This window comes from Arthrobacter ulcerisalmonis, from assembly GCF_900609065.1.
Taxonomy (GTDB): domain Bacteria; phylum Actinomycetota; class Actinomycetes; order Actinomycetales; family Micrococcaceae; genus Arthrobacter; species Arthrobacter ulcerisalmonis.
In genome coordinates this window covers 240,270-264,131 of record NZ_UXAU01000038.1, presented here as the reverse complement: position 1 = coordinate 264,131, position 23,862 = coordinate 240,270, and the positions used below count along the sequence as shown (strand labels likewise).

The 23,862-nt window shown below is 63.4% G+C and carries 19 protein-coding genes; 14 read left to right on the top strand and 5 right to left on the bottom strand.

Going from position 1 to position 23,862, the window contains the following annotated elements:
* Window positions 1-27 precede the first annotated feature (27 nt).
* Window positions 28-1,713, top strand: a complete 1,686-nt coding sequence (locus PSET11_RS14155) for a GAF domain-containing sensor histidine kinase (RefSeq protein ID WP_124092954.1) — start codon at window positions 28-30, stop codon at window positions 1,711-1,713.
* 66 nt (window positions 1,714-1,779) lie between these two features.
* Window positions 1,780-2,259, top strand: coding sequence for a pyridoxamine 5'-phosphate oxidase family protein (locus PSET11_RS14150; RefSeq protein WP_124092953.1), 480 nt, complete (start codon window positions 1,780-1,782; stop codon window positions 2,257-2,259).
* A gap of 40 nt (window positions 2,260-2,299) precedes the next feature.
* Here the strand turns inward: PSET11_RS14150 and PSET11_RS14145 are convergent, their stop codons facing one another.
* Entirely contained in the window at window positions 2,300-2,779 is a 480-nt protein-coding gene (locus tag PSET11_RS14145) for a hypothetical protein (RefSeq protein WP_124092952.1), read from the bottom strand.
* A gap of 309 nt (window positions 2,780-3,088) precedes the next feature.
* On the opposite strand from PSET11_RS14145, the gene PSET11_RS14140 reads away from it, so the two are divergent.
* Entirely contained in the window at window positions 3,089-3,763 is a 675-nt protein-coding gene (locus PSET11_RS14140) for a BON domain-containing protein (RefSeq protein WP_124092951.1), read from the top strand.
* A gap of 55 nt (window positions 3,764-3,818) precedes the next feature.
* Here the strand turns inward: PSET11_RS14140 and PSET11_RS14135 are convergent, their stop codons facing one another.
* A complete protein-coding gene (locus tag PSET11_RS14135) occupies window positions 3,819-4,313 on the bottom strand; it encodes a universal stress protein (RefSeq protein WP_377946860.1) in 495 nt (164 codons plus the stop codon).
* 282 nt (window positions 4,314-4,595) lie between these two features.
* Between PSET11_RS14135 and PSET11_RS14130 the strand changes: the two genes are divergently transcribed.
* Window positions 4,596-5,624, top strand: coding sequence for a TerC family protein (locus PSET11_RS14130; RefSeq protein WP_124092949.1), 1,029 nt, complete (start codon window positions 4,596-4,598; stop codon window positions 5,622-5,624).
* Window positions 5,625-5,722: 98 nt separating this feature from the next.
* Here the strand turns inward: PSET11_RS14130 and PSET11_RS14125 are convergent, their stop codons facing one another.
* The 3 genes from PSET11_RS14125 to PSET11_RS14115 all read right to left on the bottom strand — a co-directional run bounded on the left by PSET11_RS14125 (window position 5,723) and on the right by PSET11_RS14115 (window position 10,227).
* Complete coding sequence (locus PSET11_RS14125; protein WP_124093042.1) at window positions 5,723-7,093, bottom strand: alpha/beta fold hydrolase; 1,371 nt, start codon at window positions 7,091-7,093, stop codon at window positions 5,723-5,725.
* The gene (locus PSET11_RS14120) at window positions 7,074-7,589 is read right to left on the bottom strand and encodes a GNAT family N-acetyltransferase (RefSeq protein WP_124092948.1); all 516 of its coding nucleotides are present in this window, start codon (window positions 7,587-7,589) and stop codon (window positions 7,074-7,076) included. The genes PSET11_RS14125 and PSET11_RS14120 overlap by 20 nt, the downstream gene beginning before the upstream one ends.
* 94 nt (window positions 7,590-7,683) lie before the next feature.
* Complete coding sequence (locus tag PSET11_RS14115) at window positions 7,684-10,227, bottom strand: DEAD/DEAH box helicase (protein WP_124092947.1); 2,544 nt, start codon at window positions 10,225-10,227, stop codon at window positions 7,684-7,686.
* Between the two features lie 109 nt (window positions 10,228-10,336).
* Between PSET11_RS14115 and PSET11_RS14110 the strand changes: the two genes are divergently transcribed.
* From PSET11_RS14110 to PSET11_RS14065, 10 genes are all read left to right on the top strand, one after another.
* Window positions 10,337-11,116 carry a trans-aconitate 2-methyltransferase gene (locus PSET11_RS14110; protein WP_124092946.1) on the top strand — a complete coding sequence of 260 codons (780 nt, stop codon included), beginning with the start codon at window positions 10,337-10,339 and terminating at the stop codon, window positions 11,114-11,116.
* Window positions 11,117-11,242: 126 nt separating this feature from the next.
* The gene (locus PSET11_RS14105) at window positions 11,243-13,024 is read left to right on the top strand and encodes an ABC transporter ATP-binding protein (protein ID WP_124092945.1); all 1,782 of its coding nucleotides are present in this window, start codon (window positions 11,243-11,245) and stop codon (window positions 13,022-13,024) included.
* Window positions 13,021-14,904 (top strand): ABC transporter ATP-binding protein, encoded by a 1,884-nt coding sequence (locus PSET11_RS14100; protein WP_377946823.1) that lies wholly within the window; start codon window positions 13,021-13,023, stop codon window positions 14,902-14,904. Before PSET11_RS14105 ends, PSET11_RS14100 begins: the two co-directional genes overlap by 4 nt.
* On the top strand, window positions 14,901-15,284 hold the full coding sequence (locus PSET11_RS14095) for a GntR family transcriptional regulator (RefSeq protein WP_124092944.1): 384 nt from the start codon (window positions 14,901-14,903) through the stop codon (window positions 15,282-15,284). Before PSET11_RS14100 ends, PSET11_RS14095 begins: the two co-directional genes overlap by 4 nt.
* Before the next feature lie 49 nt (window positions 15,285-15,333).
* The gene (uvrA, locus tag PSET11_RS14090) at window positions 15,334-18,324 is read left to right on the top strand and encodes an excinuclease ABC subunit UvrA (protein WP_377946819.1); all 2,991 of its coding nucleotides are present in this window, start codon (window positions 15,334-15,336) and stop codon (window positions 18,322-18,324) included.
* An 81-nt stretch (window positions 18,325-18,405) separates the two neighbouring features.
* Window positions 18,406-19,122, top strand: a complete 717-nt coding sequence (locus PSET11_RS14085; protein ID WP_124092943.1) for an HAD hydrolase-like protein — start codon at window positions 18,406-18,408, stop codon at window positions 19,120-19,122.
* Entirely contained in the window at window positions 19,109-19,777 is a 669-nt protein-coding gene (locus PSET11_RS14080) for a lysophospholipid acyltransferase family protein (protein WP_124092942.1), read from the top strand. Before PSET11_RS14085 ends, PSET11_RS14080 begins: the two co-directional genes overlap by 14 nt.
* Before the next feature lie 56 nt (window positions 19,778-19,833).
* Window positions 19,834-21,843, top strand: a complete 2,010-nt coding sequence (gene uvrC / locus PSET11_RS14075) for an excinuclease ABC subunit UvrC (protein WP_124092941.1) — start codon at window positions 19,834-19,836, stop codon at window positions 21,841-21,843.
* A 69-nt stretch (window positions 21,844-21,912) separates the two neighbouring features.
* A complete protein-coding gene (gene rapZ / locus PSET11_RS14070; RefSeq protein WP_124092940.1) occupies window positions 21,913-22,836 on the top strand; it encodes an RNase adapter RapZ in 924 nt (307 codons plus the stop codon).
* Window positions 22,836-23,855, top strand: a complete 1,020-nt coding sequence (locus PSET11_RS14065; protein WP_124092939.1) for a gluconeogenesis factor YvcK family protein — start codon at window positions 22,836-22,838, stop codon at window positions 23,853-23,855. Before rapZ ends, PSET11_RS14065 begins: the two co-directional genes overlap by 1 nt.
* The last annotated feature ends 7 nt before the right edge of the window (window positions 23,856-23,862 follow it).

Here is a 23,862-nt window from a genome sequence, read left to right as displayed (position 1 = left end):
CGGGAAACACTACGTGGGGCGGAATCCATGGGAGCAGCGTGGAACAACACAGGCCACTCAAGAGGAAACGACCTCTCAAGCTCGCAAGAGAGTGATGTTAGAGGAATTGATCACCTGCTTTCGGGTTTCGCCGCTATCGCCGAAAACGCCGGCCTGGACGCGGTGCTGGAACGAGTACTTGAGGCAGCCTGCAAACTGGCAAAAGCCCGATTCGGCGCCCTGGGTGTGATGGGAAGCGACCACAAACTTTCGCAGTTCATCACCGTGGGCCTCGACGATGATGATGCCCGGAAGATCGGCAAGCTCCCCGTAGGCCACGGCGTCTTGGGGTCCCACACCACTGACCCCTGGCCCATGCGCCTTAAGGATCTTCGCGAACACTCAACGGCGGTTGGTTTCCCGGACCACCACCCGCAAATGACGTCCTTTCTCGGGGTTCCCATCAAGGTGCGTGACACCATCTTCGGGAACCTCTATCTGACAGAGAAGTCGGGATCAGGGGAATTCACTCAAGAAGATCAGGATTTGGTGGTAGCCCTGGCTGCGGCCGCTGGAGTGGCAATCGAGAACATGCGGCTCTTTGAGAACGAAACCCACCGCTCCCGCTGGTTGGAGAAGGGCCAGCAGGCCGTGCGCGCCTTACTGAACGAATCAGAAAGCCCTGTGCGCAGTGACGTGGAAATCCTCGCCGACTACGCCTTGGCGGCATCACAGGCCGACGCAGTGCTGGTCATGACCAAACTCAGTTCCGGGGATGAGCTGTATTGCGAGGTCGCCCTGGGATCTGGGCACGAAGCCCTCAACGGTGCCCACCTCGGCAGCGGTGCCACCCTTCACGAGCTAACATCCGGCTTCGGCAGTACCAGCGTCCTCATCGGCGAACAACTGGCCAGCGTCTTCTCGCCACGAGAAATGGAATCCGTAGGTGCAGCCCTCTGCACCAGGATCACGAGCCGTGGAAACCACTCAAGGTTCTTGGTCATCGCACGTGCCCGCGACCGGGCAGTGTTCTCACAGTTCGACCAGGAGATGGTCGCCACTTTCGCCGCGCATGTCTCCTTGGCACTGGAACTCACACAGCTCCACATCCAGCGAGAGCAGGACGCAATTTTTGGCGATAGGGACCGGATCGCACGGGACCTGCATGACCTGGTAATCCAACGCGTCTTCGCCGCCGGTCTCAGCATCCAGAGCCTGCGGAAGTTTGTCACCGGGGATGAACCGTTGTCCCGCATCTCCTCCGTAACGGCAGAACTGGACGCGACCATTAAAGACCTGCGGGACACCATCTATTCGCTGCATGCGGCGCCCCCGAGCCAGCCTGCACTCAGTACTCGAATCCTAGGACTGGTTCGCGCGGCCTGCGAAGGAACAGACCTTCGCCAGACCGTCCAGTTCTCCGGACCCATTGACAGCAAGGTGGATAGCGTCACCGCAAAAGAAGGCAAAACGATCATCCGGGAAGCACTCTCCAACTCGGTCCGGCATGCGAACGCATCCGCAGTTTCTGTCGAAGTCTTGGTTCGCGCCAAAGAAGTCGAATTTCGAATCACGGATGACGGAACCGGCTTCAACCAGGTACGCAATCACAGCGGGCTACTCAATATGCGCCGCAGGGTCGAAGGCCGCCACGGATCGCTGATCATTTCGTCCAAACTCGGTGAAGGAACACGGGTCGCTGCAATCTTTCCCCTGCCGGGCCAGGACTCCTGAGCGGGTGATGTGGGGAGGGACTTTCTGCCCTATATCGGTGGGATAGGAGGCACTAGGCTCGGCCGCATGGCGAAAACATCAACAGACCAAGACACCACCGAACTCAGTGTTCACGACTGCTGGAAATACCTCGAATCAACATCAACCTGCAGGATTGCGTTAATCAACGGTGATGTTCCGGAGATCTTCCCAGTGAACTACGTCCCCAATTTTGGCACGATCCTGTTCAGGACCGGGCCGGGAACAAAATACTCGGCACTCTCGGAAAGAGGAGTGATTGCGTTGGAGGCCGACGGTTTCAACCGTTATGGGACCATCGCCTGGAGCGTCATCATCAAAGGCAACCCAGAGTTCGTAACCATGCCCGAAGAAATCCAGGAAGCTGCGAGCACCGACTTGTCACCGTGGCAGCCTGGTGCCAAGGACATTCTGGTGCGCGTGACGCCGTTGGAGATCAGCGGACGGCGGTTCGCCCCTGACCCTCCTTCGAAGTGGTGGCTGCCGTTGGACCCGGCGGCCTCCCGCGGAAACGTGGACCCCTCATAGTAAAGGCAACGTCAAGGCTTGGAGGCACGGCCGTCTGCTCCTACCGGTACCAGCCCACGGACCGGTCAAAACTCGAGACGAGAGCTCCCATTCCAGGCTGATTTTCGTGACCTGCCGGAAAGTAGATGGCTCCAAAAATCGCCCCGTGCGCTTCGATGCGTTTTTGGGCCCAAACCTTGGCATCGGCTAAGTCCTTCACAGGAATACTCTCTCGGGTGGTGCCAGCGCCGCCACAATGTATATCTAACTGGTAGTGGCCTTGCTGCAAAGCCGCTGGACCGTGGCCGGATGCGTGTTCATTTCTTCTGCTGATCAAGAATTCTGCTGCTGCATGCAAGATGGCCGGGTCTGTAGCACCACGCCCCCGGGCTCGTTGTTCCATAACGAGGTGGGAGACCACGCTTTCTACGGTGTCGTTTTGGGTAAGCAGGTAGTGGGGTTCAGTGACATCATTTTCCGAGCCGCCTAAAGCTTTCAGACGCTGCATGTAGTGTTCGGAGCCTGATACTTCGGAATTCATAAACTCTCCTTGAGGGCAGTCGTGGGCCGGGGGTGAAGAGGCTGCACCGCGACCCGCAGGTTGGTTTTTCTAGGATTCCCGGTTTAGGCGTGGTGGACTAGGGCCAAACGGCCTCCGCTCCTAACGAGCGCGCGGGCTCCTTCAATTTGGTTTGCTGGAAAGCATCTACTCGACAGGGGCCCTGATAGAGAAAAAACACCCTGGTGAAGCAGCCAGCGGTAGGGACCAAGGGCTCTGGAAATTCGGCGCCTGGCCCTTCAGTCTGAAGTGGGCGCGTATTCCGATGCGCATAAGGGAACGGGATCTGTCATGACGGCTACACATGAACCACTCAGCGATCACGATGTACAAACCACAGTTCTCGACGAGCTCACGTGGGCTGCAGACGTCGATGCTGCTGCCATTGGAGTCGCGGTAAACGCGGGCGTTGTGACCCTGTCCGGCCATGTCGATGACATCGCAGGAGCAGCGGCCGTAAAAGATGCAACCTTTCGTGTCCGTGGGGTCTCAACCGTCGTTGACCATTTGCTCGTGGACCAGAAGGGCGAGACTTGCAGCGAAGCTGACATGGCGAAAGCGGTAGCAGCTGCATTGTCGTGGGCGACGAATGTTCCCGATACGGTCAAAGCCGAGGTAAGGGAGCACACCGTACTCCTTACCGGGGAGGTCGCCTGGGACTTCCAACGACAGGCTGCCTCCTATGCCGTGCAGTACTTGCGGGGGATTTACGCGGTCAACAACATGCTCACGTTGACACCGCGGCCCTCAGCAGCTGATGCCGAGGAGCGCATCAGGGAAGCACTGGTTCGTCACGCGCAGCTTGATGCCAATCACATCAGCGTCTCTGTCAGAGAGACCAAAGCTGTCCTGACCGGGCACGTGCGGTCGTGGTCTGAAAAGCACCTGGTTGAAGCCGCAACGTGGTCTTCCCCGCACGTCACGTCGGTCGAAAACCAGCTGGAAATCCGAACGACCCTACCGTAGTCCAGGGAGGCTATAGGCAGGCAAGTCCCCGAGTCAGCACAAGAGTGGATCGCCGCTACAGATCCTTTCTTGGCTCAATGACTGCCTCATCCTTTTCTTGCGTATGAGCTCTGGGCTTTGGTAATTCGTGGACGACCAGAACGGGACAATGGGAGTGGGCCACGCAGGCTGAGCTGATGGAACCGAGCAAAATGCCGAACGCGCCTTGGCCTCGCCGTCCAACAACAAGAATGTCTGCATCCCGGGTGGCTTCGATCAGACCCTCGCGTGGATGACACCTGACAAGCTTGGGTACTACATTGCGAGGGACATCAGACCCAAAAGCCTCATGGAGTGCTTCGGTGAGAATATTTTTGGCGCTTTCCTCGAAGCCATCAATGCCCATGGCCAGGTACCCATCGTGAATCTGAGGGTAGTCCCAGTATGTCGTCGCCAGAATTTTTGCACCTGATGGCACAGCGAGGCGTTGCGCCTGCCGAAGCGCCTCCACCGATGAAGCCGAACCGTCCACGCCGACGATAATCCTTTTAACGGGTGAGCCGTGTTTCATGAGCATGTTGGTCGTGTCCTTTGATAGTTTCCTGGTCCTAGATTTGTCCACCAGGTGGTCGCAGGACAGGGCCGAAAGTCACGTACCGGCGAGTAAGGGGCAGGCCGGAAAAGTGTGCGATATGATGAGGCCCACGTAGGGGAGTATCCCAAGCGCTACGATCGTCAACACGTAAGGCATAGTCGCCTTGCCGGGCGTAGCGGGCCGCCACATCAGCACCAAGTGCACAGGCGCGCCGGAGAGACTTATCTCGATTCTTTGCACCCTCGAAAGGTCCTCCCTGTGCTCGAACTACCCGTGTGGTTTGAGGTCGGCTCCCTCGTCGTCCTCGGCCTGATCCTCCTGATAGACCTCCTCCTTGTTGTGCGGCGCCCGCATGAGCCGTCCATGAAGGAAGCTGGCCTGTGGGTGGCGTTCTATGTTGGCCTGGCATTAGTCTTTGCTGGCGCCATGTTCTACTTCACCGGCCCAGAATATGGTGGCCAATTCGTGGCCGGCTGGGTCACTGAGTACAGCCTCAGCATCGACAACCTCTTTGTCTTCATCATCATCATGGCCAGGTTCTCCGTTCCCCGGAAGTATCAGCAAGAGGTGCTGATGGTGGGCATCATCATCGCCCTGATCCTGCGCGGCATCTTCATCCTCCTCGGCGCCATTGTGATCGAACAGTTCAGCTGGGTGTTCTACATCTTCGGCGCCTTCCTGCTCTGGACAGCCTGGAAGCAGGCCCAGGATGAAGGCGAAGACGAGGAGGACAAGGAAAACCCCCTCATCGCCCGGATCCGCAAGATCATCCCCATGTCGGAGAAGTTCGACGAAGGCAAGCTGCGCACCACCGTCAACGGCAAGCGCGTTTTCACCCCGATGCTGATCGTCTTCGTCACCATCGGCCTGACCGACCTGCTGTTTGCCGTGGATTCCATCCCCGCGATCTTCGGACTCACGCAGAGCCCGTTCATCGTCTTCACCGCCAACCTGTTTGCCCTGATGGGTCTCCGTCAGCTGTACTTCCTGCTCGGTGGACTGATGAACCGGTTGATCTACCTCAAGCACGCCCTGTCCTTCATCCTGGCGTTCATCGGCGTCAAGCTGGTCCTGCACGCCATGCACGTGAACGAACTTCCGTTCATCAATGGCGGCCAGCACATTGAATGGGCCCCGGAAATCCCCACCTTCGTTTCCCTCGCCGTCATTGTGGGGACCATCATCGTCGCCGTGATTGCCAGCTTGCTGAGCTCCAAGGCGAAGGAAGCACACATTGACGAGCGCCTGGTGGACGACGAGCGGAAGACGCACAACGCCGCAGACTAACCTCTCAGCGTCCTTATCCAAGGAAACCTAAAAAGCATCGATCCCGGCCGCGTGGGGGTGGCAGGGATCGATGCTTTTTTAATGCACGACGGCGGCGCTCAATCCTGTGCCGAGCGCACCATTCCCAGCAGGCGGCCAAAGATGGCCTCACCGTCGTCGGCGATGCCGTCGTGGTGGAAGTCGCTGGTCTCCCAGGCCTGCAAGCCACGCACCGCCGCCGCAGTGGCCAGGGAGAGTTCCCGATCCACATAGATGTCATCGGCGTAGACCGCAGCTGCTGCCGGCACCGTATTGGCTGCCAACTGCTCCAGGCTGTAGAGCGGCTGCCAGTCGGCCTTCTGCGCCAACAGGTCGGCCACCTCCCGGAGCGGCAGGAGGGCAGGGTCCTGTTCGAAGTACCACGGGTAGACCATCTCGCCGGTGAGCAGCAGGGGAGCGGCGTCCGGACTGAACTGCGGGTACTCTGCCAGCACCCGCCACGCAGCCCACTCGGTGGCACTCCCTTGGCCGTAGATGGACTCATGCACTAGGGCGTAGAGCGGATTGGCCCTACGGCTCACCAGGCCCTGCACCTGCTCGAGGAACACGTCGGACAGCATGCCGCCGTCGTCGGCCGTGGAAAAGGCGTCCTCCAGCAGGTAGTGGAGCCCGTTGATCCGGGTGTTCCCGCCCAGGAAGGAGCCCACCATCTGGAACCGTTCCACCGTGAGCGGGCTGCCGTCCGGCAACACGGTGGGGTTGCTGCGGAGGTGCTGGGCAATCCGCTCCACGGTGTGCCGGTCCTCCGGGTACCAGCCAAAGTACTCGGCGTTACGCGTTTCCACCCGCTGAAAGGTGGCGCGGTAGACGTCGTCCGCAGGCGCTGACAAGGGTGCCAGGCCACCGGTGATGAGGACCTCGCGGATTCCTTCCGGGGCAAAAGACAGGTACGTCAGCGCACAGAAGCCGCCGTAGCTTTGGCCGAAGATGCTCCACGCCGGCGAACCCAGCGCGCCGCGGATCAGTTCGGCGTCCGCCACGATGGAATCGGCGCGAAAGTGCTCCAGGTAGCGGGCTTGGGCCGCTGCATCGCCGCGCCGTGCGAGGGTGCTGCGGTCGATCGGCGCCGAGAGCCCGGTGCCCCGCTGGTCAAGCATGAGGATCCTGAAGTCCTGGGCGGCAGCCTTGCTCCAGCCGCCCAAGGAGGTGAGCCGGTTTCCGCGACCGCCGGGTCCACCCTGCAGGAACAGCAGCCAGGGCAGCTCGGCAGCTGCCTCTGCGGAGTGTGCCGTGGACACGTATTCGCGGGCGAACACGGTGATGGACTCAGCCTCTTGGCTGCCCGACGCTCCGCTACCCGCGGCTGCGTGGTCAAGGGGAACAGTGAAGCGATGTTCAGTGCTGCGCAGGCCGCGGAACTCGTGGCTGGCACCCACTGTGTGACTGGTACTCCCTGTAGGTCCGGCCGACTCAAGCACGCGCGGCTCCATCAAGCTGGCTCCCGGACACGGTGGCACCGAACTGTGCCAGCGGTTCCCCGGTGAGGCGGAACGTGGACCAGCCATCCATCGGCGCCGCGCCCAGGCTGCGGTAGAAATTGATGGACGGTTCGTTCCAGTCCAGGACGCTCCACTCGACCCGGGCGTACCCCTTGGCTACTGCCTCACCGGCGAGGTGCTGCAAGAGTGCCTTGCCGTGGCCCTCGCCGCGGGCGTCCGGGCTGACGTAAAGATCTTCGAGGTAGATCCCGTGCACGCCCTCCCAGGTGGAGTAGTTCAAGAACCAGAGCGCGAAACCCTGCACGTCGCCAGCACCGTTTTCGGCCATGGTGGCAAACACGCGCGGCTCGGGGCCGAACAACGCTGCGTGCAGCATCTCCGGGGTGTTCCGGACCGCGTCCGGTTCCTTCTCGTAGTGGGCCAGCTCGTGGATCATCCTGAGGATTGTTGGTACGTCGGCTGCAGTGGCGGGGCGAATAACACTCATGATTCCGAGCTTACCGTCGGCGGGCGCAGCCACCAGCTGGGCCACCGCCAGCCGGGCCGCCGCGCTGCGTTACCGCCGGCGCCCCGGGCAACAGCTACAGCCGGTTGACGTCAGTCACGGTGACCACTGCGGTGCCGGACTCATCAGAGGCGGCCAGGTCAACGGTGGCGGAAATGCCCCAGTCGTGGTTGCCGGCGGGGTCCTCGAAGATCTGCCGCACCTTCCAGCTTCCCGGTTCTTCGGTGATGATGAGCAGGCCGGGGCCGCGGGCATCAGGTCCGGTGCCGATGTCGTCGTGTTCGTCGAAGTAGTCGTCCAGCGCATCTTCCCAGCGCTCCGAATCCCAGCCTGCGCCGCCGTCGAGCTGGCCCAACGCCTGGGCGTCCTCGTCGGCGAAAAGTTCCACGCGCCTGAACATCTCGTTGCGGACCATCACGCGGAACGCCCGGATGTTGGCGGTCAGCAGCGGTGGCGGCGGCGGGGGCGCATCGTGCGGAGTGAGCGTGTCACCGGAGGTGAGCTCCTCCCATTCGTCCAGGAGGCTCGAGTCCACCTGGCGCACCATCTCACCCAGCCACGCCATCAGGTCTTCCAGGTCCTCCCGGAGCATGTCCTGCGGGACGGTCTGCCGCAGGGCCTTGAAGGCGTCGGACAGGTACCTGAGCACGATGCCTTCGGAGCGCGCCAGGCTGTAGAACTGGACAAACTCACCAAAGTTCATGGCCCGTTCGTACATGTCCCGGACAATCGACTTGGGGGCCAGCTCGAAGTCGCCCACCCACGGGGCTGCCTTGCGGTACACCTCGAACGCTTCACCGAGGATGTCGGCGAGCGGCTGCGGGTAGGTGACGGCGTCCAGCAGGGCCATCCGCTGGTCGTACTCGATGCCGTCGGCCTTCATCGCTGCCACCGCCTCGCCGCGGGCCTTTTTCTGCTGCGCGGACAGGATCTGCCGCGGCTTCTCCAGGGTCGATTCGATCACCGACACCACATCCAGGGCGTACGACGGCGACTCCGGATCCAGGAGCTCCAGCGCCGCCAGGGCGAAGGGCGAGAGTGGCTGATTCAGGGCGAAATTGGCCTGCAGGTGCACGGTCAAGCGCACGGTGCGGCCGTCAGGGCCCTGTTCGTCTGCCGGAATCCGCTCGATGACCTCGGCTGCCAAAAGCTCGCGGTAGATCCCGAGGGCGCTCCGCATGAGCCGTAGCTGCGACACGCGCGGCTCGTGATTTTCGGTGAGGAGGCGGCGGGCAGCGGCAAATGGATCGCCGGGGCGCTCCATCAGGTTCATCAGCATGGAGTGGGTCACGGTGAAGCTTGAGCTCAACGGATCCGGGATGGATTCGACCAGTCGCTTGAACGTGGGCTCGCCCCACGACACGAAGCCCTCTGGCGGCTTCTTCTTGACCACTTGGCGCAGCTTCTTCTGGTCGTCGCCGAACTTGGCCGTGGCTTTCGCCATGGCCTTGACGTTTTCGATGACGTGTTCCGGTGCCTGCACCACCACGGTCCCTGCGGTGTCGTAGCCCGCCCGGCCGGCCCGGCCTGCGATTTGGTGGAACTCCCGAGAGTTGAGCGGCCTGGTGCGGACACCGTCGTACTTGCTCAAAGCGGTGAGCAGGACGGTGCGGATGGGCACGTTGATGCCGACGCCCAGCGTGTCCGTCCCACAGATCACTTTCAGCAGTCCAGCCTGGGCCAGCTGCTCCACGAGGCGGCGGTATTTGGGCAGCATGCCCGCATGGTGGACGCCGATGCCGTGCCGTACCAGCCGGTTCAGGGTCTTGCCGAACCCTGCCGCGAAGCGGAAGCCAGCGATCAACTCGGCGATCTTGTCCTTTTCTTCCCGGCTGCAGACGTTGATGCTCATCAGCGTCTGCGCCCGGTCGATGGCCTCGATCTGGCTGAAATGCACCACGTAAACAGGAACTTGGCGGGTGGCCAGGAGTTCCTCGAGCGTCTCGTGGACGGGGGTCTCGTGGTAGTAGTAATGCAGCGGAATGGGCCGCTCGGCCGAGCTCACGGTGGTGGTGGGGCGGCCGGTGAGGTCCGTCAGGCCGGTCTCGAATCGGGCCACGTCGCCCAGGGTGGCGGACATCAGGAGGAACTGGGCCTGCGGAAGTTCGAGCAGCGGAACTTGCCAGGCCCACCCGCGTTGCGGATCCGAGTAGAAGTGGAACTCGTCCATGATCACGGTGCCGAGCTCCGCGTCGGTGCCTTCGCGGAGCGCCACGTTGGCCAGAATTTCGGCGGTGCAGCAGATGATCGGGGCGTCCTGGTTGACGCCCGAGTCGCCGGTGATCATGCCCACGTTTTCCGCGCCGAAAATCTCGCACAGGGCGAAGAACTTCTCCGACACCAGCGCCTTGATGGGGGCGGTGTAATAGCTGCGGCGGCCGTGGGCCATGGCTTGGAAGTGCGCGGCAATTGCCACCAAGGACTTACCGGAACCCGTTGGCGTGGCCAGGATGACGTTGGCGCCGGTGGCCAGCTCCATGATTGCCTCGTCCTGCGCCGGATAGAGCGACAGGCCGCGGCTTTCCGTCCACTCACCGAAGCGGGTGTAGAGGAGGTCGGGGTCGACGGCGGTAGCCGGGTTGAGGGCGGAAAGTTCAGTCAGCTGGTCAACGAGTTTCATTGATTTCCAGCTTACTGCCCTGGCGCCCGCTGTTCCCCGGGTAGGCTCGGCGCAGGCGGGGAATGACCCGGGCGGAAGGTTCCGGCGGCAGCGCGCACAGGAGGCGGACATGAAGTGGGACCCAACGAAGTACGTGCAGTTTGGTGACTACCGGGACCGGCCGTTCTTTGACCTCACCGGGAGGGTGGGTGCGCAGGCTCCGGGCCTGGTGGTGGATCTGGGCTGTGGGCCGGGGAACCTGACCGCCACCCTCGCCGCCCGCTGGCCCGACGCGGCGGTGGTGGGCCTGGATTCCTCAGCGCAGATGCTGGCCACGGCCGCACGCCTCGAACCGGCCAATGGCCGCCTCACGTTTGAACAGGCAGACATCGCCACGTGGCACCCTGCTGCCGACACGGACGTGGTGGTGACCAACGCCGCCCTGCAGTGGGTGCCGAACCACCGGGACCTGATACCAGGCTGGTTGGCAGGTTTACGGCCCGGTGCCTGGTTCGCCATGCAGGTCCCAGGTAATTTCACCGCACCGTCGCACGCGCTGATGCGGGACTTGGCTTCCTCTGCGGCATGGTCGACCAAACTGGCTGGTGTGCTCCGCGGTGACGAGTCGGTGGGCGAACCGGCGGACTACCTGAACCTCCTGTTGGACGCGGGCTTCAGCGCCGATGCGTGGGAGACCAGCTACCAGCAGGTGCTTGCCGGCCCGGACCCCGTGCTCGAATGGGTACGGGGCACCGCGCTGCGTCCTGTCATGGCGGCACTATCGGCTGCGGATTTCAGCCTGTTCGAAGCCGAGTACGCGGCGCTGCTGGCCAAGGCCTACCCGGCAGGGCAGCACGGAACGGTCTTCCCTTTCCGGCGGCTCTTCGCCGTAGGACAGAAACGGTCCTGAGTCCGGCTTCGACAGGCCCAGTCACGCGATGTGACAGCTGCTGAATGTGATGTGCCCTACAATGACGAGGTGGTCACTGGGGTGCAGCCCAGAGACAGTAGTTCCTGGTCTGGCTCTGGAGGTTCGTTGCTGATTGCGTTGCTGAGGCGCTTGTTGCGGGGCAACGGAGTTTCCTTGGCGGCACTCGTGGTCCTCCAGTTCGTGCAGTCGGGCGCCACCCTCCTGTTGCCCACCATCAATGCCGAGATCATTGATGACGGCATCGTAGCCGGCAACATCGACGTCATCGCCCGCCTTGGCCTCCTGATGACAGTGGTGGCCGCCGTCCAAGCGGGCGCAGCGATCTGCGCCGGCTACCTGGGCGCGGTCTTGGCGATGCGCCTGGGCAGGGAACTCCGCTCCCTGGTTTTCAACCGGATCCAACGGCTGTCCACCCAGGACGTGGCCTTCTTTGGAACGCAAAGCCTCAGCACCAGGGCCACTAACGATACCGCGCAGATCCAGGGCTTTTCGCTGCTGGTTTTCACCATGCTTTTGGCAGCCCCAGCCATGGGGATAGGCGGCGTGATTCTTGCCGTCAGGCAGGACGTGGGCCTTTCTACGGTGGTTATCACCATCGTCCCCATCCTGGCGCTCATCCTGATCCTGATCGTTCGTCGGCTTATCCCGCTGTACCGTGAGGGCCAAGGGCTGCTGGACCGCGCCGGCGGCATTCTCCGCGAGCAGATCATTGGCACCTTGGCCATCCGATCCCTGGTGCGCCAAGACCACGAAGTCCGCCGATTCGCGGTGGTGAACAATCGGCTCACCGCTAACAACCTGCAGTCAGCGTTGCTGGTTGCAGGAATGTTGCCGTTACTGATGCTGGTGGTCAACCTGTCCTCCGTTGCGGTTGTCTGGTTCGGTGGTCAGCGGATCCTGGCCGACCACATGGAACTGGGCGCCCTGACCGCCTTCATCTCGTACATCCTGCAGATCCTGCTGGCCATCATGATGGCTATGTACGTGGTCATGACGGCGCCCCGGGCAGCCGTGTGCGCCGAACGCATCACCGAAATCCTGGACACCGCACACGCCGAGACCGTACAGGCCGTCGCCGATCCGCCCGCAACTGGCCCTCCTGCAGCAGACCCGCCCGCTGCCGAGCCTTTGCATCACCGCCGGGCAGTGGCTGTTGCTTTCGACGACGTCTCGTTCTCCTATCCGGGCGCTGAGGAGCCGGTGTTGGCAGGGATTTCGTTCACAGCGGCTGGTGGCAGCACCGTAGCCATCTTGGGCGCTACCGGCAGTGGCAAGACGACGCTGCTGAACCTGTTTCCCCGGTTCCTGGACCTCACTGAAGGCCGAATCAGCCTGGGTGGCGTCGGAACGGCTGACCTTCCGGTGGCTGATCTTCGCCGGGCCATGTCGATTGTCCCGCAGCATTCACACCTGTTCTCAGGCACCATCGCCCAGAACCTCCGCGTTGCCGCCCCGGATGCCAGCGACGACCAGCTGTGGGCGGCGTTGGAGACGGCCCAGGCCATGCGGTTCATGCGCGACCTGCCGCTGGGCCTGGCGACGCCCCTTGGCCAGGGCGGCTCCAACTTCTCCGGCGGCCAGCGGCAGCGGCTCTGCATCGCCCGGGCACTGCTTCGCGAGGCACCCTTGTATCTGTTCGATGACAGCTTCTCCGCGCTGGACTACGAAACGGACACCCGGCTCCGGGCAGCCCTGGATATCGAACTTGCCGACGCAACCGTCGTTGTGGTGGCCGAGCGGATCAGCACCGTCGAATCGGCAGACCTGATCCTGGTGCTCGACGGCGGCCGCCTCGTCGCCCAGGGCACGCACCAGGAACTTCTCGCCACCTCGCAGACGTATCGGGAGATCGCTGAATCGCAGCTGGCACTGGAGGGTCAGCCGTGACGGCAGTTGCCTCCACCGGGGGAGAGGGCCCGGGCTTCTGGCCCACCGCCGGCAGACTGCTCGGCCAGTTGCAGCCGTTCCGGCGAAAAATGGTGGGCGCGGTGCTTGCTACCTGCGGCTTCGCTGCCTTCAACGTGGTGGCGCCGAAAATCCTGGGCGACGCGACCGACGTCGTGGTTGCCGGCGTGGGCAGCGGCCGGCTCGATATCCGCGCACTGGGGAGCCTGCTCGCCGTCGTGGCAGGCATGTACGTTTTTGCCTCGCTGTTCAACTGGATCCAGGGTGCGTTGACCGCCCGTTCGGTGCAAGGCGTGATGTACAGCCTGCGTGAACAGGTGGCAGGCAAACTGCAACGGCTGCCGGCCGGCTACTTCACCGAACGATCCCGCGGTGATGTCCTGAGTCGGGCCACCAACGACATCGACAACATTGCCCAGGCACTCAACCAGCTGCTGACCCAGCTCATCACCTCGGTCCTGCTGCTGCTGGGTTCATTGGCCATGATGATCTGGATCTCACCCCTCCTTGCCTTGATCGCTGTGGTGTCGATTCCGGTGTCCACCCTGATCACCGTCCTGGTGGCCAGGCGGTCGCAGGAGCAGTTCGCACGGCAGTGGCGGGAAACCGGGGAACTGAACGGACACGCCGAAGAGTTCATTACCGGCCACGAGGTGATCAAGGCTTTTGGCTACCAGGAACAGGCAGCGCAGACCTTCAACGCCAGCAACGCCCGCCTTGCCAAGGCCGCCACCCGGGCGCAATTCTCCTCCGGAATGGTCCAGCCGCTCCTGATACTGGTGTCCAACCTGAACTACGTGGCGGTGGCGGTGGTTGGCGCCCGTCAAGTCCTCGCCGGCAGCATGAGCATCGGCGGGATCCAGGCTTTCATCCAGTTCAGCAGGCTGTTCACCCAGCCGGTGGGCCAGATCGGCGGGCTCCTCAACCTCATCCAGTCCTGCGCGGCGTCGGCTGCCCGCGTCTTCGACCTCCTCGATGCTGAGGAGGAGGAGGCCACGGACAGTCCTGTCGCCGGGGATGCCGCAGGGCCGGACGACGCCGGTCACCAGCCCGCCGCCCCAGCCCCCGGTCAGCACTCAGCCGCCCCCGCCGGCAGCATCGTGTTCGACGACGTCACCTTCAGCTATCCGGATGCCGCGCCCGCTGTTCAGGGCATCTCCTTCACCGTAAAACCAGGCCAAAACGTAGCGATCGTGGGGCACACGGGTGCGGGCAAGACAACGCTGGTCAACCTGCTGTTGCGGTTCTGCGAGCCAAACACGGGACAGATCCGCCTGGGTGACACAGACATCGCAGACATGGGGCGGGACTCGCTCCGGACCCGTTTCGGCGTGGTGCTGCAGGATGCTTGGCTTTTTGGCGGCACCATCAGGGAAAACATTGGCTACGGACGGCTTGGTGCCAGCGAGGAGGACATTGTTGCTGCCGCCGAGGCAGCGTACGTGGACCACTTTGTCCGGGCCCTGCCCGCGGGGTACGACACCGTCCTGGACGATGGCGGCGAACCGCTGAGCAAGGGCCAACGCCAACTCGTCGCCATCGCCAGGGCACAACTGGCGGACCGGTCCATCCTGATCCTCGACGAGGCCACCAGCTCGGTGGACTCCCGCACGGAACTGCTCCTCCGGCATGCCATGAGGGGCCTGCTCCACGGCCGGACCAGTATTGTCATTGCGCACCGTTTGGCCACCGTGCGGAACGCTGATCTAATTCTCGTCATGGAACAAGGACGCATCGTGGAGCAGGGCACGCACCAGAGTTTATTGGCGGCGAGCGGCTCCTATGCGAGCCTCTACCGCGCCCAATTTCCCGCACCTGCTGTGGAGTCAGCAGAGCAGGGTTTCTCAGAGGCCGGCCGATGAACGCCAAGGCCGCAGAATTCCCCGGCACGTGGCGGCCCAACCAGGGCAGTACCGTGGCCTTATTCGATCAGCTCCGGCTTCAGGTCATCCACGCCGTCGACCACGGAACCTTGGTTCCCGGTGCTCGGCTGCCCGCAGTCAGGGCCCTCGCCGAAACGCTGGCTGTTGCCCCGCATACCGTCGCCAGGGCCTACAAAGAACTCGAAGCGGCAGGCGTGGTGGCCACCAGGGGACGAAACGGAACGGTGGTATGCGCCCCGGAAACCCGCCTCGGCAGCCTTTCTGCCGCTGCCGCTGAGTACTCCTCGGCAGCCAAAGCCCAGGGCGCCTCCTTCGCCGAAGCGGTAAAGCTGCTGGCCGCAGCCTACGACGCGGACTGACGGGGGAGCCGCGTGGATATTCGAAGAAGTTTTCGATTAGCATGGATAAGTGCCTAAAGCCTTAGCTGACGAATCCCCCGTCCACTCCGAGCCCGCCAACGGCGTTGGCAGTGCCGCACCCACGGCGAGTACCGCCGTCGTGCCCCAGCGAAATTCGCCTGCCAGTGCGCAACCTGGCAGCGGAGTGCAGCGGCCGGACCTGTCCCGCCTTGTAGTCAAGGGCGCCAGGGAACACAACCTGCGCAACGTGGACCTGGACCTGCCCCGCGATGCCATGATCGTCTTCACCGGCCTGTCCGGTTCGGGGAAGTCCTCGCTCGCGTTCGACACCATTTTTGCCGAAGGCCAACGCCGCTACGTCGAGTCGCTGTCCGCCTACGCACGCCAGTTCCTCGGCCAGGTAGACAAGCCGGACGTCGACTTCATTGAAGGCCTGTCGCCGGCGGTGTCCATCGATCAGAAGTCCACCAGCAAGAATCCCCGGTCCACGGTGGGCACCATCACCGAGATTTACGACTACATGCGCCTCCTGTGGGCCCGTGTAGGACGGCCGCACTGCCCCGTCTGTGGCGAGCCGGTCATCAAGCAGACCCCGCAGCAGATCGTGGACCAGCTTCTGGAACTGGCTGAAGGCACCCGCTTCCAGATCCTGGCTCCCGTGGTCCGCGCCCGTAAGGGCGAGTTCGTCGAACTCTTCAAGGAGCTCACGGCCAAGGGCTACTCCCGGGCCCGGGTGGACGGCGAGCTCATCCAGCTCAACGATCCGCCCAAGCTGGGCAAGCAGTACAAGCACACCATTGAGGTGGTGGTGGACCGGCTGGTCGTCAAGGACGGCATCAGCCAGCGGCTCACCGACTCCGTCGAAACCGCATTGGGTTTGGCTGAAGGCCGGGTCCTCGCCGAATTCGTGGACGTGGACGCCAAGGATCCGGAGCGGCTCCGCGCCTTCTCGGAAAACCTGGCCTGCCCCAACGAGCACCCCCTCGCCATCGACGAGATCGAGCCGCGGTCCTTCTCGTTCAACAATCCGTTCGGCGCCTGTGCCGCGTGCAGCGGTATTGGTACCCGGTTGGAAGTTGATGAGGAGCTCATCATTCCCAACCCCGAGCTGGCCCTGGGTCAAGGGGCCATTGCGCCCTGGTCCTTGGGAACCGCCACCACCGAATACTGGAACCGGCTGCTTGAAGGCCTCGCCGACGAGCTCGGTTTCAGCATGAAGACCCCCTGGGAGAAGCTCTCCGCCGAGGTCCGCCAGACAGTGCTCCACGGCAAGGACCACAAAGTGGTGGTGCAGTACAAAAACAGGTTCGGCCGCGAACGTAAGTACAGCACCGGGTTTGAAGGTGCCATCCAGTACGTCCACCGCAAGCACGGTGAAACGGACTCAGAGTGGGCCAAAGACCGCTACGAAGAATACATGCGGCAGATTCCCTGCCCCGCCTGCAACGGCGCCCGCCTGAACCCGGCTTCCCTGTCCGTGCTGATCAACGACAAATCCATTGCCGCTGTTGCCGCGATGCCCATGCGCGAATGCTCGGAGTTCCTCAACAACCTGGTGCTGACGGGCCGCGAGGCGCAGATTGCGCACCAGGTCCTCAAGGAGATCCAGGCCCGCCTGACCTTCCTGTTGGACGTGGGTCTCGAATACCTGAACCTGGAACGTCCGTCCGCCACGCTTTCCGGCGGCGAGGCTCAGCGCATCAGGCTCGCAACTCAGATCGGCTCCGGCCTGGTGGGTGTGCTGTACGTGCTGGACGAGCCCTCCATCGGGCTGCACCAGCGGGACAACCGGCGCCTGATTGACACCCTCACCAGGCTCCGCGACATGGGCAACACGCTCATCGTGGTGGAACACGATGAGGACACCATCCACGTGGCCGACTGGATTGTGGACGTTGGGCCGGGCGCTGGCGAGCACGGTGGCGAAATTGTCCACTCGGGTTCCTACGAGGACCTGCTCACCAACACCAGGTCGCTCACCGGTGACTACCTGTCCGGCCGCAAGAGCATTGAGGTTCCCAAAAAGCGGCGCAAGTACGATCGCAAGCGCGAACTCAAGGTGGTGGGCGCCCGCGAAAACAACCTCATCAACGTTGACGCAGCCTTCCCGTTGGGGTTGTTCACGGCGGTAACGGGTGTCAGCGGCTCCGGCAAGTCCACCCTGGTCAACGAGATCCTGTACAAGGTCCTCGCGAACAAGCTCAATGGCGCCAAGCAGGTGGCCGGCCGGCACAAGAGCGTTCTGGGCCTGGAGCACCTGGACAAGGTGGTGCACGTTGACCAGAGCCCCATCGGCCGGACGCCGCGTTCCAACCCCGCCACCTACACCGGCGTATTTGACAACATCCGCAAGCTCTTCGCCGAAACCACCGAGGCGAAGGTACGCGGCTACCTGCCCGGTCGATTCTCCTTCAACGTCAAGGGCGGCCGCTGCGAAGCCTGCTCGGGTGACGGCACGTTGAAGATCGAAATGAACTTCCTGCCGGACGTCTACGTGCCCTGCGAGGTCTGCCACGGTGCCAGGTACAACCGCGAAACCCTTGAAGTCCACTACAAGGGCAAGACCATCGCCGACGTCCTGAACATGCCCATCGAGGAGGGGGCCGAGTTCTTCGCCGCGTTCACCCCGATTGCCCGGCACCTGACCACGCTGGTGGACGTTGGCCTGGGGTATGTGCGCCTTGGCCAGCCCGCCACCACCCTCTCCGGCGGCGAAGCGCAACGCGTCAAGCTCGCCGCGGAACTGCAGAAGCGCTCCAACGGCCGCAGCATCTACGTCCTGGACGAGCCCACCACGGGCCTGCACTTCGAGGACATCCGCAAGCTCCTGATGGTGTTGCAGGGCCTGGTGGACAAGGGCAACACGGTGATCACCATCGAGCACAACCTTGACGTCATCAAGAGCGCCGACTGGGTGGTTGATCTGGGCCCCGATGGCGGCTCGGGCGGCGGCCAGATCGTTGCCACCGGAACACCTGAGCAGGTGGCCAAATCAACCACCAGCCACACGGCCACGTTCCTTGCCGAAATCCTCGGCTGAGCACCGCATGCCCGCACCGGAAGTATTCCCGTGCGGGCATGCGAGTTTCGGGCAGCACTCAGGTCGTGAGAAGCTATCCCGGTGACTCAAACAACAGTGCCTGTGATCTTTGACCTGGACGGCACTCTTGTCGACCCGGCAGGTGGGATAACGGACGGCATCGCTGCGGCGCTCCAGGCCCACGGACTTCCCGTGCCCAGCCCAGAACAGCTGCAGACCATGATCGGCCCCAAGCTCAGCGACGCGCTGCTGAACGTGGCACATGTCCCGGCGCACCTGCTCGAAGCGGTGATCAACGATTACCGGCAGCGCTACCGGAACACCGGGATCGCGCAGAGCCGCGTCTATCCCGGCATTCGGGAGGCCCTTGATCAATACGCTGCGGAGTCCCGCCCCGTGGCCGTCGCCACCCAGAAACCTCAGGCGTTGGCGCGGGTCCTCCTGGCCCACCACGGCCTGGATGGGTACTTCCACAGCATCAACGGCTCGGCTGACAACGAGTCCAGCACCCAGGGTGTTCCGCTCGGCAAGACCGAAATCATCGCAGCCGCGCTGGCGGATCTCGACACCCGGCACGCCATCATGGTGGGCGATCGTGCCCAGGATGTTGCCGGTGCCCTTGGCAACGGCCTCGACTGCATCGGTGTCGCGTGGGGTTTCGCGCCCGACGGCGAACTTGAGGAAGCCGGCGCCGTCACGGTGGTGCCGGACGCCGCAGCCCTGCTTGCCGCCGTCGACCGGTTGCAGTCCATCCACTCGGCAGCCATGAGCGAGGTGACCAACGATGGAAATGTTTGATGCCGTCAGGTGGACCACCCGAACCATTATTTCCGGCTCGTGCCGCCCTACCGTCATTGGGCTCGAAAATGTGCCCAAGGACGGTCCCTTCATTGTGGCGCCAAACCACCTGTCGTTCTTTGACAGCGTGATTGTGCAGGCCCTGATGACGCGGCCGGTGGCCTTCTTTGCCAAGGCCGAATATTTCACCACCGGTGGCGTCAAGGGCCGGGTCATGAAGTCCTTCTTCGAATCCGTGGGTTCCATTCCGGTGGAGCGCGGCGAGCAGGCTGCCAGCGTGCAGGCCTTGAAGACCCTCCTGGACATCCTCGAGGCGGGCAAGGGCATCGGCATCTACCCAGAGGGCACCCGGTCCCGGGACGGCATCCTCTATCGCGGCCGGACAGGCGTTGGTTGGCTTGCGCTGACCACCGGGGCACCGGTGATCCCCGTGGGCCTGATCGGGACTGAAAACCTGCAGCGTGCGGGGGAGAAGGGTGTCCGGCCCCAGCACTTCACCATGAAGGTGGGCGAGCCGCTCTACTTCGATAAGACCGGCCCCGACCACTCGTTGCCAGCACGGCGGCAGGTGACGGACCGGATCATGTCCGCCATCGCCGAGCTCAGCGGCCAGGAACGGTCTGCCAGCTACAACCAGAGCAAGGTTGCCGAGTAGGCCCCCACGCAGGCCGCGTGGCGTTGGGTGTCGGTGCGCCTCAGTAGACTGGTGGGGTGGCAAATCCAGCAAGTTATCGGCCCCAGACGGGGGAAATTCCCACCAATCCTGGTGTCTACAGGTTCCGTGACCCGCATGGCCGCGTCATCTATGTGGGCAAGGCCAAGAGCCTCCGTTCACGCCTGAACTCCTACTTCGCGAACCCTGCCGGGCTGCTGCCTAAAACCTATGCCATGGTGCACGCCGCCAGCAGTGTTGAGTGGACAGTCGTGGGCAGTGAACTGGAATCCCTGCAACTCGAATTCACGTGGATCAAGGAATTCAAGCCACGGTTCAACGTGGTTTTCAGGGACGACAAAACGTATCCGTACCTGGCGGTTACCCTCAGCGAAAAGTACCCGCGGGTCCAGGTGCTACGCGGTGACAAACGAAAAGGCACACGATATTTCGGCCCCTATACGGCCGGCGCCATCCGCGAAACCATGGACACCGTGCTCCGAGTGTTTCCCGTCCGCAGTTGCAGCGGCGGTGTCTTCAAGCGCGCCGAGGCGAGCGGCCGGCCGTGCCTGCTGGGCTACATCGACAAGTGCTCGGCGCCCTGCGTTGGCAGGGTCACCCCCGAAGAGCACCGTGCCCTCGCGGATGATTTCTGCTCCTTCATGGGCGGCGAGGCCAAGCGGTTCATCACGTCGCTCGAGAAGAAGATGGCCGCCGCCGTGGCCGAACTCGACTACGAGCACGCCGCCCGGATCCGGGATGACATCATTGCCCTCCGCAAGGTCTTTGAACGTAATGCGGTGGTACTGGCCGAGGATACCGACGCGGATATTTTCGCGCTGCACGACGACGAACTCGAAGCGGCCGTGCAGGTCTTCCATGTCCGCGGCGGGCGGATCCGTGGCCAGCGCGGCTGGGTGGTGGAGAAGGTGGAGGACTTCAGCACCCCCGACCTGGTGGAGCACCTGCTCCAGCAGGTCTACGGCGAAGACGGCGACAGCCACGGCCGGCTGCCACGGGAAGTTTTGGTCCCCGTTGAACCCAGCAACGTTGGGGAGCTGACCGAATGGCTTGCCGGGATCCGGGGCGCCAGAGTGGACGTACGGGTGCCCCAGCGCGGTGACAAGGCGGCGCTGATGTCCACCGTGCGGGAAAACGCCGAACAGGCGCTGAAACTTCACAAGAGCCGCCGCGCGGGGGACATCAACGTGAGGTCCCAGGCCCTGCAGGAACTCCAGGAAGCCCTGGATATACCTGTCGCGTTGATGCGGATCGAATGCTACGACGTCTCGCACGTCCAAGGCACCAATGTGGTGGCCTCCATGGTGGTGGTGGAAGACGGGCTGCCCAAGAAATCCGATTACCGGAAATTCTCCATCACGGGAGCCGCCGCTACCGATGACACGGCGGCCATGCATGATGTGCTCACCAGGCGATTCAGGTACTACCTGCAGGATAAAACCGCGCAACTGACCGACGCCGTGCTGAAACCAGATACCGCGGCTGCTGAGCCTGCTGGACCTGCCGAGGTCCTGACCGACACCACCACGCCGGCCCCACGCAGTAAATTTGCCTATCCACCCAACTTGGTGGTGGTGGATGGTGGCAAGCCGCAGGTGAACGCGGCCGCGCGCGCCCTGGCGGACCTCGGCGTCGACGACGTGTATGTGGTGGGCCTGGCTAAGCGGCTCGAAGAAGTGTGGCTGCCGGACAGCGACTTCCCGGTGATCCTGCCCCGCACCTCGCAGGGACTGTACCTGCTGCAGCGGATCCGTGACGAGGCGCACCGGTTCGCCATCACCTTCCATCGGCAAAAGCGGGGCAAGGCCATGACGGTCTCCGCCCTTGATTCCGTGCCAGGACTGGGAGCGGCAAAGCGAAAGGCGCTGCTGGCGCACTTCGGCTCCGTGAAGGGCGTGAAAGCTGCCTCGCTGGCCGAACTGGGCGAAGCCAAGGGAATCGGCCCGGCGCTGGCCAACGCCATCGTGGCGCACTTCGCAGCAGACGGCGCCGATGCGGAACAGCTGCCTGCCATCAACATGACAACCGGCGAAATCATCGAATCTTAGCTAGGGTAAAGGCTGGGGATTCAGCCACCAAAGGAATCCCCAGCCAATCACAGGAATGAGGCAGACTTCATGGCAGAGACAACGGCGGATTTCGGCGCCGGCGAAGACGGCCTCCGGCCCGTCAAGCCTTTGGAAGCCGAGCTCCTGGTGGTCACCGGCATGTCCGGCGCAGGCCGCAGCACCGCCGCCGACGCCTTGGAGGACCACGGTTGGTACGTGGTGGAAAACCTGCCGCCGCAGATGCTTGGAACCCTTGCCGACCTGGTCTCGCACGCTCCGCAGTCCATCCCGCGCCTGGCGGTAGTAGTCGATGTCCGCAGCAAGGGCCTGTTCACGGACATTCGCACAGCCCTGGGCGCCTTGGCAGCCAGCGGCGTTGCCTTCCGGGTACTCTTCCTGGACGCCAATGACAACGACCTCGTCCGCCGCTTTGAACAAGGCCGCAGGCCGCACCCACTGCAGGGTGGCGGCCGGATCCTCGACGGAATTGCCGCCGAACGCGAGCTGCTGCAGGAACTGCGCGACAGCTCCGACGTCGTGCTGGACACGTCAGGCTACAACGTCCACGGCCTCGCCACGGCCATCACGGAACTGTTCAGCGAAACCGGTCCGGTGGCGCTGCGCCTGAACGTGACCAGCTTCGGCTTTAAATACGGGCTGCCGGTCGACGCGAATTACGTCGCCGATGTCCGCTTTATCCCCAACCCGCACTGGGTGCCGCAGCTCCGGCCGCTCACCGGGCTGGACAAGGGCGTCAGCGACTACGTCCTGGAAGCCGAGGGCGTCAAGAATTTCGTAGACAGGTATGTCATGGCCCTCGAACCTGTCCTTGATGGCTACCGTCGCGAGAACAAGCACTACGCCACGATCGCCGTGGGCTGCACAGGCGGCAAGCACCGCTCCGTGGCCGTGGCGATGGAAATTTCCAAGAAACTGGCGCAGTTCCCCAGGGTTACCGTGACCACCACTCACCGGGACTTGGGCCGCGAGTAATGGCGCTCTTCACGGGGGCTTTGCCGCTGGTCCCAATGGCGTCGGGGAGTAGTTTCGCACAGCAAGACAAGGGTCCCAACGTGGTGGCGCTCGGTGGCGGTCACGGCTTGTCCGCTTCGCTCTCCGCCTTGCGGCTGCTCACCTCCGAGCTGACGGCAATCGTCACGGTGGCGGACGACGGCGGGTCCTCCGGGCGGCTGCGCGAAGAGTACGGCGTCCTCCCGCCCGGCGATCTCCGGATGGCGCTCTCCGCGCTGTGCGACGACACCGACTGGGGCCGCACCTGGCGGGATGTCATGCAGCACCGCTTTCAGCCCGGCCAAGGCGCCGGCGGTTCACTGGACAACCACGCCACGGGCAACCTGCTGATCGTCACCCTCTGGGAGCTCCTGGGTGACGCCGTGGCCGGACTGGCCTGGGCCGGCGCCCTCCTCGGTGCCCGCGGCCAGGTCCTGCCGATGTCCACGGTGCCACTGACCATCGAGGGAGAAGTGCGCGTCACAGCACCCAACGGCGAGTCAGCGTTGGCGACCGTGAGCGGCCAGGCTCGCTGCGCCGTGGCCGGCTCACTGGAGCAGGTCCGCCTACTGCCCGCCGACGCCCCCGCCTGTCGGGAGGCGCTGACGGCCATCGAGTTGGCGGATTGGGTGATCCTTGGCCCCGGCTCCTGGTACACCTCGGTGCTGCCGCACCTGTTGCTGCCCGAGATGCGGGAGGCGCTGTGCAACACCGCAGCCAAGCGCTGCCTGGCCATGAACCTCGCCATGGACACCAAGGAAACCTCGGGGATGACGGCGGCCGATCACCTGCACGTGCTGCGACGCTACGCACCCGACTTCAAAGTCGACGTCGTGCTGGCCGATCCAGAGTCCGTAGTGGACGTCCCAGCCTTCCGAGATGCAGCCGCAATGATCGGCGCCGAGGTGGTCATGGGTAAAGTGGGGGCGTCGGGAAGCCGGCCCGTCCACGATCCCCTGCGACTGGCGACGGCGTACCAAGACATTTTTGGGAACAGTTAGGAAGGTG

Coding starts and splice junctions, on each gene's coding strand:
- PSET11_RS14155 (WP_124092954.1), top strand. CDS start 28: ATGGGAGCAGCGTGGAACAACACAGGCCACTCAAGAGGAAACGACCTC.
- PSET11_RS14150 (WP_124092953.1), top strand. CDS start 1,780: ATGGCGAAAACATCAACAGACCAAGACACCACCGAACTCAGTGTTCAC.
- PSET11_RS14145 (WP_124092952.1), bottom strand. CDS start 2,779: ATGAATTCCGAAGTATCAGGCTCCGAACACTACATGCAGCGTCTGAAA.
- PSET11_RS14140 (WP_124092951.1), top strand. CDS start 3,089: ATGACGGCTACACATGAACCACTCAGCGATCACGATGTACAAACCACA.
- PSET11_RS14135 (WP_377946860.1), bottom strand. CDS start 4,313: ATGAAACACGGCTCACCCGTTAAAAGGATTATCGTCGGCGTGGACGGT.
- PSET11_RS14125 (WP_124093042.1), bottom strand. CDS start 7,093: ATGGAGCCGCGCGTGCTTGAGTCGGCCGGACCTACAGGGAGTACCAGT.
- PSET11_RS14120 (WP_124092948.1), bottom strand. CDS start 7,589: ATGAGTGTTATTCGCCCCGCCACTGCAGCCGACGTACCAACAATCCTC.
- PSET11_RS14115 (WP_124092947.1), bottom strand. CDS start 10,227: ATGAAACTCGTTGACCAGCTGACTGAACTTTCCGCCCTCAACCCGGCT.
- PSET11_RS14110 (WP_124092946.1), top strand. CDS start 10,337: ATGAAGTGGGACCCAACGAAGTACGTGCAGTTTGGTGACTACCGGGAC.
- PSET11_RS14095 (WP_124092944.1), top strand. CDS start 14,901: ATGAACGCCAAGGCCGCAGAATTCCCCGGCACGTGGCGGCCCAACCAG.
- PSET11_RS14080 (WP_124092942.1), top strand. CDS start 19,109: ATGGAAATGTTTGATGCCGTCAGGTGGACCACCCGAACCATTATTTCC.
- rapZ (WP_124092940.1), top strand. CDS start 21,913: ATGGCAGAGACAACGGCGGATTTCGGCGCCGGCGAAGACGGCCTCCGG.
- PSET11_RS14065 (WP_124092939.1), top strand. CDS start 22,836: ATGGCGCTCTTCACGGGGGCTTTGCCGCTGGTCCCAATGGCGTCGGGG.